This window comes from Streptomyces mutabilis, assembly GCF_046628145.1.
GTDB classification, from domain to species: Bacteria; Actinomycetota; Actinomycetes; order Streptomycetales; family Streptomycetaceae; genus Streptomyces; species Streptomyces mutabilis.
The window spans coordinates 7403483-7415078 of sequence record NZ_CP176874.1 but is presented as its reverse complement, the minus strand read 5'-3'; the positions used below and the strand labels follow the sequence as shown (position 1 = coordinate 7415078).

The 11596-nt window shown below is 71.6% G+C and carries 11 protein-coding genes; 4 read left to right on the top strand and 7 right to left on the bottom strand.

The window, feature by feature from the left end:
* Positions 1 to 84: 84 nt before the first annotated feature.
* The 4 genes from ACLIN4_RS33275 to ACLIN4_RS33260 all read right to left on the bottom strand — a co-directional run bounded on the left by ACLIN4_RS33275 (position 85) and on the right by ACLIN4_RS33260 (position 4520).
* Positions 85 to 945, bottom strand: a complete 861-nt coding sequence (locus tag ACLIN4_RS33275; protein ID WP_100049731.1) for an ABC transporter ATP-binding protein — start codon at positions 943 to 945, stop codon at positions 85 to 87.
* A 67-nt stretch (positions 946 to 1012) separates the two neighbouring features.
* Positions 1013 to 2080 (bottom strand): FecCD family ABC transporter permease, encoded by a 1068-nt coding sequence (locus tag ACLIN4_RS33270; RefSeq protein ID WP_289912820.1) that lies wholly within the window; start codon positions 2078 to 2080, stop codon positions 1013 to 1015.
* A gap of 11 nt (positions 2081 to 2091) precedes the next feature.
* On the bottom strand, positions 2092 to 3153 hold the full coding sequence (locus tag ACLIN4_RS33265; protein ID WP_364910972.1) for a FecCD family ABC transporter permease: 1062 nt from the start codon (positions 3151 to 3153) through the stop codon (positions 2092 to 2094).
* Between the two features lie 11 nt (positions 3154 to 3164).
* Positions 3165 to 4520, bottom strand: coding sequence for a lysine N(6)-hydroxylase/L-ornithine N(5)-oxygenase family protein (locus ACLIN4_RS33260; protein WP_107478734.1), 1356 nt, complete (start codon positions 4518 to 4520; stop codon positions 3165 to 3167).
* Between the two features lie 179 nt (positions 4521 to 4699).
* Between ACLIN4_RS33260 and ACLIN4_RS33255 the strand changes: the two genes are divergently transcribed.
* Positions 4700 to 5647, top strand: a complete 948-nt coding sequence (locus ACLIN4_RS33255) for a methionyl-tRNA formyltransferase (RefSeq protein ID WP_100047511.1) — start codon at positions 4700 to 4702, stop codon at positions 5645 to 5647.
* A gap of 28 nt (positions 5648 to 5675) precedes the next feature.
* A complete protein-coding gene (locus tag ACLIN4_RS33250) occupies positions 5676 to 6440 on the top strand; it encodes an ABC transporter permease (protein WP_382025217.1) in 765 nt (254 codons plus the stop codon).
* Positions 6441 to 6592: 152 nt separating this feature from the next.
* On the opposite strand, the gene ACLIN4_RS33245 is transcribed toward ACLIN4_RS33250, so the two are convergent.
* From ACLIN4_RS33245 to ACLIN4_RS33235, 3 genes are all read right to left on the bottom strand, one after another.
* Positions 6593 to 8458 (bottom strand): CocE/NonD family hydrolase, encoded by a 1866-nt coding sequence (locus ACLIN4_RS33245; protein WP_381914958.1) that lies wholly within the window; start codon positions 8456 to 8458, stop codon positions 6593 to 6595.
* 154 nt (positions 8459 to 8612) lie between these two features.
* Entirely contained in the window at positions 8613 to 9314 is a 702-nt protein-coding gene (locus tag ACLIN4_RS33240; protein ID WP_107480196.1) for a bleomycin resistance protein, read from the bottom strand.
* 35 nt (positions 9315 to 9349) lie between these two features.
* On the bottom strand, positions 9350 to 9889 hold the full coding sequence (locus tag ACLIN4_RS33235; protein ID WP_179342766.1) for a hypothetical protein: 540 nt from the start codon (positions 9887 to 9889) through the stop codon (positions 9350 to 9352).
* Positions 9890 to 9995: 106 nt separating this feature from the next.
* Here ACLIN4_RS33235 and ACLIN4_RS33230 point away from each other — a divergent pair, with 106 nt between their 5' ends.
* Positions 9996 to 10403, top strand: coding sequence for a PGPGW domain-containing protein (locus ACLIN4_RS33230; protein ID WP_107480200.1), 408 nt, complete (start codon positions 9996 to 9998; stop codon positions 10401 to 10403).
* A gap of 199 nt (positions 10404 to 10602) precedes the next feature.
* Positions 10603 to 11562, top strand: coding sequence for an alpha/beta hydrolase family protein (locus ACLIN4_RS33225; RefSeq protein WP_107480198.1), 960 nt, complete (start codon positions 10603 to 10605; stop codon positions 11560 to 11562).
* Positions 11563 to 11596 lie beyond the last annotated feature (34 nt).

Here is an 11596-nt window from a genome sequence, read left to right as displayed (position 1 = left end):
ATCCCTTGCTGTCGCGCTGTCCACTGCGCCCCCGTCTAAGGGCAGCAAACCTTATCGCGCCTGAGTGAGGTTAGCCTACCCTCACTACCGCAACTCCGGCTCGAGACGGTCGAGTTCGACGTGGGCCCGCCCTATCGGCACGATGAGCGGCCGGTCGCCGACCGGGTCGTCGATCACCTTGGCGCGCAGCCCGAAGGCCTCGTGCAGCAGTTCGGCGGTGATCACGTCACGGGGGTGCCCCTGCGCGAGGATCGCCCCGTCCCGCATCACGACCAGGTTGTCGCTGTAGCGCGTGGCCAGGTTGAGGTCGTGCAGCACCATGACCACCGTGCACCCGGACTCGTGCAGGTCGTCCACCAGGTCCAGGACGTCGATCGCGTGCGCGAGGTCCAGGTAGGTGGTCGGCTCGTCGAGCAGCAGCAGGTCGGTGCCCTGGGCCAGGGTCATCGAGATCCAGACGCGCTGCCGCTGACCGCCGGAGAGGGAGTCGACCGGGCGGTCGGCGAGGTCGGACACGCCGGTCATGGCCAGCGCGCGCGCCACGACGTCGGCATCGTCCGACGACCACTGGCGCAGCCAGCTCTGGTGCGGATGGCGGCCCCTGGCGACCAGGTCGGACACCGTCAGCCCTTCCGGCGCCACCGGTGCCTGCGGCAGCAGGCCGAGCTTCTTCGCCACGTCCCTGGTGCGGAGGGTGGCGATGTCCTCGCCGTCCAGTACGACCCTTCCGCCGGCCGGCTTCAGCAGCCGCGACAGGGTGCGCAACAGGGTGGACTTCCCGCAGCCGTTGGGACCGATGATCGTGGTGACGACGCCGGGCGGGACGGTCACGTCGAGCTCGTCGATGACGGTCCGGGCGCCGTACCCGACCGTGACGCCCCTGGCTGCCAGCCGCGAGGCGCCGTCGACGCCGGGTTTCACTCCCGAGATGGACTGAACGACCACAAGGCCCCCTTGTTTAGGCTCGCCTTACTTTGTACCAGCTGTCGGCGTACCAGCGATCCGCGTACGGCTATCGGCGGTTCGCCCGCACCAGCAGATAGACGAGGAAGGGGCCACCGATCGCTGCGGTGACGACACCGACCGGCAGGGAGACCGGCAGCACCGCGCGGGCGACCAGGTCCGAGCCGGTCAGCAGCAGCGCCCCCACCATGCCGGAGGCCGCCATGGGCGGCGTGGGATGCCTGCCGAGGCGCATCGCCACCTGCGGCGCGACCAGCGCGACGAACGGGACCGGTCCCGCCGCGCTCACCGCCGCGCCGGCCAGCAGCACCGCGCACAGCAGCAGCACGGCCCGCACCCTCGCGTACCGCACGCCGAGGCCGGCGGCGATGTCGTCGCCGAAGTGCAGGGGCTTGAACTGGAAGGCGACGCACGACACGACGGCCAGCAGGACGAGCGTGCACCACAGGGCGAGCGAGACCTCGTCCCAGGACCGGTTGTCCAGCGAGCCGACCAGCCACGCCTGGGCCCGGGCCACGTCCCTGATGTCGGCGGTGACGAGCAGCCAGGTCGTGACCGCCTGCATCATGGCGGTCACCGAGATGCCGATGAGGATCAGCCGGAAGCCGTCGATGCCCCTGCGCCAGGCCAGGAAGTACACCAGCAGACCGGTGCCGAGACCGCCCGCGAGCGCCGCGGCCGACAGTCCCACGGAGTCGGTGATCGCCGCGGCGGTGCCGCCCGACACGGTCACCAGGAACACGGCGACCGCGCTCGCGCCGCTGGTGATGCCGAGTACGTCGGGGCTGGCCAGCGGATTGCGCGCGATGGACTGGGTGATCGCCCCGGACACCCCGAGCGCGGTCCCGACGACGAGGCCCGCCAGGGCACGCGGCATCCGCAGGTCCATGATGACGAACTCGTCGACCTGTTCGCCGCCGCCGAAGATCGTGGCGACCACGCGGGGCAGGGCGATCGGGAAGTCACCCACACCGATCGACACGCAGAACAGCAGGAAGGCCCCCGCCGCCAGCAGGAGCGTGACGCAGGCCAGCCAGGGCCGCCAGACGAACGACACACTGCCGAGCCGCACGCCCGGTGTCAGGGACGGCCTCGCGTCCGTCTGCTGCGTCTTCACGTCCGCCCCGTTCACGCGCTCTTGAACTTTCCACGCCACACCAGGACCGCGAAGAACGGTGCGCCCAGGAGAGAGACGACGATTCCCGCGTCCAGCTCGCCCGGCCGCACCACCAGGCGTCCCGCGATGTCGCAGACCAGCAGCACCACGGCCCCGAGCAGCCCCGCGTACGGCACCAGCCAGCGGTAGTCCGGCCCCGTCAGGTACCGGGCCACGTGGGCCACCATCAGCCCGAGGAAGGCGATGGGGCCGCAGGCCGCCGTCGCCGCGCCCGCCAGCAGGGTGACGGCGACGATGCCGACGGTCCGGCTCCGTGCGATGTTCAGCCCCAGGCCCCGGGCCACGTCGTCGCCCAGGTTCAGCAGGTTGATCGCGGGCAGCGTGGACAGGGCCAGCAGCAGGCCGACCCCGATGAACGCGGCCACGGGCCAGATGACGTCGAACCGTACACCGGCCACCGAGCCCGCGTTCCAGAACCGCAGGGCGTTCAGCGACTCCTTGTCGGACAGGGCGACCGCCGTGGTCATCGCCGCGAGGAACACGGTGACGCCCTGCCCGGCCAGGGCGAGCGTCAGCGGATTGCCGGCGCCCCGGCCGATGCTCGCCAGTCCGAACACCACGACACCGGCGACCGCCGCGCCCAGGAAGCCGAACCAGACGTACTGCAACGGGCTGGTGAACCCGAACAGGGCGATCCCCGACACCACGGCGAACGACGCTCCGGCGTTGACGCCCAGCAGACCGGTGTCGGCGATCGGGTTGCGCGTGTACCCCTGGATCAGCGCGCCGCCGACGCCCAGCGCGATGCCCGCCACGACCGCGAGCACCGTGCGGGGCACCCGCACGGTCTGCACGATGAGCCGGATCTCGGTGAGCCGCTGGTCGGAGCCGGGCTCCGCGAGCAGCCCGTGCCACACGTCGGCCGGACTCAACGCGCGCGCGCCGACGGCCAGGGACGCCGCCGCCGCGACCACGACGAGCACCCCGAGCACGCCCAGTCCCGCAACCCGCTTTCGGCGGGCCTGAGTTGTCTCCCCGGGGGGCGCGGGGCGCCGGGCCGCAGTCGTGGTCATGGCGACGTACACTAACGCGCCGTACTGCCGGTCCCGTCGGCGACCGTTCGGGCAGCGCCGGAAGCGGGCTCGACGCCGCGGTCGAGGAGCGACTGCAGGATCTCCCCGACCCTGATGGCGGTGTTGGACAGCAGGGACGACGTGATGCCGTGGGTGTGTTCGGTGCCGCCCTGGAGGTAGATCCCGCAGCGCAGGCCGGGATCCGTCGCGATGCGGTAGTCGCGCTCGACCCGGACCAGGCCCTCGTCGTCCCGCAGGCAGCGGTCCGCGACCTCGCCGAGCAGGCCGAGGGGGTCGGCGGGGCTGTAGCCGGTGGCGAACACCACGACGTCCGCGTCCAGCGGGGTCTCCTCCCCGGTGACGAGCGAGGTCACGGTGGCACGTACCTTCTCCGGGGTCTCCTTGACGTCGGTCAGCCGGGAGACGTTGAGGAACCGCAGCCGCTCGGTGCCGAGCACCTTCTCCCGGTACATCTGCCGGTACAGGTCGTCGATCAGGTCGATGTCCACGACGGAGTAGTTGGTGTTGCCGTGGTAGTCCATCAGCCGGCGTTTGACGCCGGCGGGCGCGGTGAAGTACTCGTCGACCGCCGCGGGGTCGAAGATCCGGTTGGCGAAGCCGCTGTCGTCGGCGGGGCTGTAGCCGTAGCGGGCGAAGACCGCGCACACCTCGGCATCGGGGAAGCGGCGGTGCAGGTAGGCGACGTTCTCCGCGGCGCTCTGCCCGGCGCCGACGACGACGAACCGGGAGGGCGAGGTGCCCTCCAACGCGTCGACTTTGGCGAGCAGTTCGGAGTTGTGCCAGACGCGGTCGCCGCGCTCGACGCCCTCGGGCACGAGGGGGCGCAGCCCGGTGCCGATGACGAGGTTGCGGGCCCGGTGGACCTCCAGCCCCTCCCCCGAACGGACCGTCACCTCCAGGTGCCGCACGGTCCCGTCCCGCTCGACGGGCGCCACGCCGACGACCTCGTGGCCGTAGGAGACCAGGTCGTCGACCTTGGCGGCGGCCCACTCGAAGTAGTCGTGGAACTCCACCCGCAGCGGGAAGAGGTTCTTGTGGTTGATGAAGTCGATCAGCCGTCCCCTGCTCTGGAGGTAGCAGAGGAAGCTGAACTCGCTCGCCGGGTTCCGGAGCGTCACCAGGTCCTTGAGGAAGGACACCTGCATGGTCGCGTCGTCGATCAGCATGCCGCGGTGCCAGCCGAAGCGCGGCTGCTGCTCGAAGAAGCGGGCGGTGATCGTCTCCTGCCCGTCGGCCCGTGCGTTGTGCTCGGTCAGTGCGATCGCCATGGCGACATTGGACGGCCCGAAGCCGATGCCAATGAGGTCGTGGACCAGTGTTGCGTCATCAGGAAGAACCTGTGACATGTCACTCCCATCCTGCGGCCGCCGAAAACTTAGGTGAGCCTAAGCTAATTCAACCGAGGCTGTCGATAGGGCGAACCTCAAGCTTCTGTATCCAACTGGGGTGCCACACAAGGTCGTTCTGGACTAAGGTAAGCCTTGCTTTACTGCCCGGGCCGTCCCCTGTCTGAAGGAGGAACCCCATGCGGGTCGTCATGTTCGGCTACCAGACCTGGGGGCACCGCACCCTGCGAGCGCTCCTGGACTCCGAACACGACGTGGTGCTGGTCGTGACGCATCCCAGGAGCGAGCACGCGTACGAGAAGATCTGGAGCGACTCCGTCGCCGATCTCGCCGAGGAACACGGCGTCCCGGTGCTGATCCGCAACCGCCCTGACGACGACGAGCTGTTCGAGCGCCTCAAGGAGGCCGATCCCGACATCATCGTGGCGAACAACTGGCGGACGTGGATCCCCCCGCGCATCTTCGGCCTGCCGCGCCACGGGACGCTGAACGTGCACGACTCGCTGCTGCCGAAGTACGCCGGCTTCTCCCCGCTGATCTGGGCGCTGATCAACGGGGAGTCCGAAGTGGGCGTCACCGCGCACATGATGAACGACGAGCTCGACGCCGGGGACATCGTCCGGCAGGAGGCGGTGCCGGTCGGCCCGAGGGACACGGCGACCGACCTCTTCCACAAGACCGTCGACCTCATCGCCCCGGTCACCATCGGCGCACTGGATCTCATCGCCGCCGGGCAGACCGAGTTCACCAAGCAGGACCGGTCCCTGGCGAGCTTCTTCCACAAACGGTCCGCCGAGGACATCCGCATCGACTGGGGCTGGCCGGCCGAGGACCTGGAGCGCCTCGTCCGCGCCCAGTCCGAGCCCTACCCCAGCGCCTTCACCTTTCACCGGGGCAGGCGACTTGAAGTACTCGCCGCGGTGGTGTCCCAGGGCCGCTACGGCGGTACTCCCGGCCGCATCTTCTACCGCGAGGGCGACGGCGTGGTGATCGTCGCCGGCGCCGACGCGCGGACCGGCCGCAACCACGGTCTGGCCATCACGCGGGTCCGGACGGAGGACGGGCGCGAGCTGTCCGCGACGGAGTACTTCACCTCCATGGGCGGCTACCTGACCAGCCGTCCCTGAGACGCAGCAGCATCTCCAGGGTGGTGCCGTGATCACGTCGGCCTCCACCCTGCTCCCGGCGAACCCCCTCCTCGGCGCCGCACTCGCCCTGCTCCTCGTGGTCGGCGCGGCCGTCGCCGCGCTGGCCCGGCTCGGGCACACCCGGGCGATCGTCACCGCCGGGCTCCGGGCCACCGTCCAGCTGGCCGCCGTCGCGGTCGTCGTCCGCTGGGCGTTCGGTTCCCGCGCACTGCTCCTCGCGTTCGTCGGCGTGATGTTCGCGGTGGCGACCTGGACGGCCGGACGCCGCATCACCGGCAACGGCGCCTGGTGGTGGGCCGCCGTGCCGATCGGCGTCGCGGTGTTCCCGGTCGTCCTGCTGCTGGTGGCCATCGGACTGCTGCCGGTCGAGGGCATCGCGCTGATCCCCGTCACCGGCATCTTCATCGGCGGTGCGCTCACCGCGACGGTGCTCGCGGGGCGGCGCGCCCTGGAGGAGCTGGAGACACGCCACGGTGAGGTGGAGGCTGCGCTGTCGCTGGGGTTCCCGGAGCGGGAGGCCCGGCTGGAGATCGCCCGGCAGGCCGCTGCGGGCGCGCTGATCCCGGCGCTCGACCAGACCAGGACGGTCGGACTGGTCACCCTCCCCGGCGCGTTCATCGGCATGCTCCTCGGCGGCGCCTCTCCGCTGCAGGCCGGCGCGGTGCAACTGTTCGTTCTGGTCGCACTGTTGGCGGTCGAGGCCGTCGCGATCGCCGTCGTGCTGGAGCTGATGGCCCGCGGCCGGATGCGCAGGCCGGCACGCGGCGCGTGACGCGCCGGAGGGCGGGCCCCACTGATGCGTCACGCGCCGTCCGTCCCGGCGGCGCGGACGACGGTCGCCGGGAGCGGGGCCGGACCGGGCCGCCGCGACGGTCACGGCGGCCCGGCTGCGCGCTTCCCCGGACTACCCGGGTCCGGAGCCGGTCACAGGCGACCGCCCGGGACCACGGTGAACGTCCCCGGGCCGGCCGGCAGTTCCACCGTGTACTGGCGCAGGTACGTGTCGAGGAACGGGGAACGGTCGCCGGGGGTGGCGATGTCGTCGGCCGGGTCGTCCAGGGCCAGCCGGAGCCTGGCGCCCCGGACCTCGACGGTCTCGCCGGAGGGCGTGTCCCGCCAGGAGCCGGTCTGGATCGAGCCGATCTCCACGGCGAGGACGTGTCCCGCCGCCAGCGTCCAGTCGGTCGCCTTCAGGTCGACGGTCAGCCGGCCCGAGTGCAGCAGGGAGACCTGCTCGTCGAACATGACGGCGGTGCCGTCCGGGGCGACGTCGTACAGCTTGAGCATGACGTTGCCCTCGCCCTTGGCGGTCAGGGAGACCTGCGGGGTGCCGGTGACGCGCACCGGCTTCTCGAGCGGCTTCGACCACACGAAGAAGCTGGAGCCGACCTCACCGTCCCGCTGCCGCTTCGCCGACTCCTCGGCGAGTCCCCGGGGGGCGACGTGCTCGGTCGCCGGTGCGTTCTCCATGTCCCACCGGCCGGCCGGCGGCGCGGGGGGCCGCGGTGCCGGCCGGCCGGACGCGGTCAGCGCCGCCCGGGCGGACGCGCCGCCGTCGTCCACGTACGAGCCGCCGCCGAGCGGCAGGGTGACCGACCGCTCGGTGACCGGCCAGGTGCGCTGGGCGCGCCAGGCGCCGGTGGAGTCCTCGACGGCGTAGGCCGGGTAGCGGACGTCCGGCCTGATGCCCTTGAGGTACCGGTCGTAGAAGGACAGGGTCTCCTCGTACCAGCCCTCGCGGCCCATCGCGAGGCGTCCGTCGGGGGTGCGGTCACCGCCGCGGACGTGGTCCCACTGCCCCAGCCAGCCGCGCTCGGGGCCCTCGTGGTTGTCGAGGTACTCCTGCATCTCCTCGGGTTTGGTGTTGTTCTCGATGAAGCCCTGTGTGACGAACAGGGGGGTGTCGCTGCCCTTGGCCATCCGGGCCAGGTCGCGGGAGGTCCAGTGGTCGTCCCGCTGGTCGGATATTCGGTACCCGGCGGAGTTCTCCGTCAGGCACTCCGGGTGGTCCTCCTCGTAGCGGGCGTTCGCCCGGTAGCGCGGGTCGTCGTCCGCCATCGGGGGCATGGTGGCGATGGAGTTGTACGCGCCGGCGGTGCCGGTCACGTTCGGGCGGGGAACGCCGTTGGAGTAGATGTACTGGTACATGTCCCACAGGGGTTCCTGGGCGACGACGGCCTTGAGCGCGCGCTGGTCCAGGTTGTTGCCGATCAGGCCGGTGACGGCGTCGTAGGACTTGCCGTACATGCCCACCGCTCCGGTGGACCACGGCTGCTTCGCGGCCCAGTCGATCGCGGCCCTGACGTCGGCCTGTTCGCCGGGTCCTCCCCAGTCGAGGCAGCCGGTGGAGCCGCCGAAACCGCGCAGGTCCACCATGACGAAGGCGTAGCGCTCGTCGAACAGGTCGGTGCCCTCGATGAAGTCGTTGAAGCGGGCCGAGGGGCCGGTGTGGGCCCAGCCCTCGGGGCCCGTCTGCCCCGCGTGGGCGAAGTACGGGCCGACCGAGAGGATGACCGGCACCTTCTCCTTCCGGGACAGTCCCTCGGGAAGCAGGACGTCGGCGTGCAGTTGAGTGCCGGAGCGGTCGGAGGACGGGAAGTAGTGCTGCGTCCAGACCGAGCCCTCCGGCACGCGGTCGTTCTCCTCGTGCGTCACGGGGTCGGTCGCGGTGGCGACCGGCGGGGCCTCGGCCTCCCGCGCCGCGACGGCGGGGCCGGCCAGGCCGGCGGTCAGGGCGAGGGTGGCGATGAGCGCGGAGGCGCTTCGGACGGCCGCGCGACGTGCTCTCACATGCTCCTCCTTGGGCGGTGGGTGGAGGTGGTGCATGTGACGCAGGTGTATCAGCGTTGCCCTCGTACGTCGACGGGGCGTACAAGTTCCCTGCCCGGGCGGGGGGCCTTGGGGTGCGGTCGCCGGCTCCTCGTGCGGTCGTGGTGAACAGGCGTCAGCCGCGCAGCTCCTCGAGGCGTTCGAGGTCCTCGCGGACCGACTCCCGTTCCCCGGCGGTGAGACGGACGGCGTCCGCGTCGGCGAGCGCGGACGCCCTGGTCCGCTCGTCGCCGAGTCGCCCCGCGACGTCCGCGCGCAGCACGAGGAGCCGCAGGAGTTGCACGGGCGTGGGCCGCTCGTCGTCGAGGTGCAGCACCCGGTCGACGACCTTCGCGGCGCCCGCCGGGTCCTCCTTGGAGTCCGCGAGGAGAGCGGCGTGGTGCAGGGCGCGGGCGAAGGTCTCCTCGGGGGCGCGTCGGTGGTGCCGGTCGTCGCTCGTGGGCTGTCCGACCCGGACGCAGTTGCCGCCCGGATCGGACATGAGGAACTGCCGCACCCCGTACGACATGTCCCTGAGCGGGCCGATGCGCGGCAGTCCGCGCGTGGGGATCCTGCCGTACGCCTGCTTGAGCCCGGCCCGGAAGGCGGCGTGCAGTCCGTCCACGTCGTCGGTCAGGACGTAGCAGGTACTCAGCGACGCGGCCGGCTCGTAGTCCTTCACTCCGAAGAACTGCAGCTCGATGCCGCCGCGCTCCACGACGGCGTACGGGTTGGGACTCTTCTGCCGGTACGTCACCTCGAATCCGAGGGCGGTGTAGAAGTCGAGAACGGGCTGGAGGGTCCGGCACGGCAGGATCGGGATCGTCTTCTCGGCCATGCGCCCCCAGTCTAGTCAAATTTGACCAGCATGGGTCACCCGCCCACCGTCCAGCCCGTCACGGCCACCACCTCGCGGGCGATGTCCACAACGCGGCGCCCGTCGGTGGCCACCCGCATCGTGTCCGCCGGCGACCGCTCGTCCAGGAGCCGCGCCTTGCGGGCGCTTCCGGCCACTTCCCGCTCCAGTTCCGAGCCGAGTTCCCGTCCCGTCAGGCGCGCGAGCGCGGTGTCGTCGGAAGCGGTGAGCAGGACCCGGACGATCCGCACCTGCGCCCCCATGGCGCGCCGGAACATGTCCGCCGCCTCGGGCAGCACGCTCAGGGTGTTGGTGTAGATCAGGCGGCGATGGCCGAGGCGGGCGTAGTTCGCCCATACGGCCGTCAGGTTGCTCTCGGTGATCCCCGACCGGTGAGGATCGCCCTCCGGGGCAGGATGCACCTGGCCCATGAAGTCCCCTTCGACGACCGCGTGGGGGACGGACGCGGCCCGCAGCAGCACCGAAACCTCCCACGCCACCGTCGTCTTGCCGACACCCGCGCGCCCTCCGATGAGCAGCACTTCCGCATTGTCCATGAGGGCACCCTGCCAGCCGGGCGGAATCGCCCGCGCCCGGATCCGTGCCTAAGGTTGACCGGACCCGGGAATCGGAACTCCTGCCGCACGCGGGGAGGTGCGCGAGATGGCTCGCAGCGTCGAGACGATCCGGCGAGCCGCCCTCGGCACCCTGGGTGCCGTACTGGTGGCCGTCGGGGTCGCCCTGCTGGTACTGCCCGGGCCGGGCCTGCTGCTCGTGTTCGCCGGGATGGTGCTGCTGTCGCGCGCCGTCCCGGCGCTGGACCGGTTCGTCGGCCCCGTCCGCAGACAGGCGATGCGCGCGGCCGAGGAGAGCGTCTCCTCCCCCTGGCGCATCGCCGGCTCGGTCACGGCGGGGCTGCTCCTCCTCGGCGCGGGCGTGGCCTGGGGGCTCCTGCCCCAGGTGCCGTACTCCGGATGGACCACCGGCGTGAGCCTGATCGTCTCCGGTCTCATCCTCTTCGCCCTGCTGGCCTGGAGCCACCGCCGCGTCCGCGCGGGCCGTCGCGGCTGAGCGCCGGCGCCGGGGGCCGCCGAGCCGTACGGCCCGCCCCCCGGACACATCACCGTTGACCAAACGGAACACCGTTCCGTATATTTAAACGGAACAGTGTCCCGCTTCGAGGGCGGAGACACCGCGATCACCGACCCCTTCTCCCTCCGCCGCCCGGACGATTCCGTCCGACAGCGGCCGTCGAACGGACAGACACCCCATGAGCACACCGCTGCCCACCGGCGACCTCGCCGCCTCCCCCACACCCGTCGTCTCCGTCGCCCCGGTCGTCCTGCCCGCGCCCGGCCGGGCCGTGGACCTGGAGGTCCGGGTCTCCGCACCCGTGACCGGGAGCGACCTGCCGGTCGTCCTCCTCTCGCACGGCCAGGGCTACTCGAACCACCTCTCCTCACTGAACGGCTACGCTCCCCTCGCCGACCACTGGGCGGCGCGCGGCTTCGTCGTCATCCAGCCCACCCACCTGAGTTCCAGGTCCCTGCGGCCGGCCCCGGACATTCCGGGGGCGCCGCTGCACTGGCGGTCGCGGGCCGAGGACATGACGCGCATCCTCGACGGGCTCGACGTACTGGAAGCCGCCGTCCCCCAGCTTGCCGGGCGGCTGGACCGCGGCAGGGTCGCCGTCGCCGGGCACTCCATGGGCGGACACACGGCGAGCCTCCTGCTGGGCGCCCGGCTCACCGATCCCCAGGACGGAGCGGAGGTGGACCTGTCCGACCCCCGGATCAAGGCGGGCGTCCTGCTCGCCGCGCCCGGCCGGGGCGGTGACGCCCTCAGCGAGGCCGCGGCGGAAATGCTCTCGTTCCTCGACACCATGGACTTCTCCGGCATGACGACGCCCACGCTCGTGGTCGCCGGGGACAAGGACGACTCCGCGCACCTGACGGTCCGCGGGCCGGGATGGCACGCCGATCCCTACTCCCTGTCACCGGGCCCCAAGTCGCTGCTCACCCTGTTCGACGCGGAACACGGACTCGGCGGGGTCGCCGGATACGACGTCGCGGAGACCACGGACGAGAACCCCGAGCGCGTGTCCGCGGTCCAACGGCTCACCTGGGCCTATCTGCGCAGCGCGCTGTACCCCGGGGACGGCGCCTGGCAGGCGGCGTGCGACGAGCTGACGGCCGGGCCGAACCCGTTCGGACGCGTCGAGAACAAGTAGGTCCGCCGGGAGTCGCCGCCTCCGGTGAGGCATG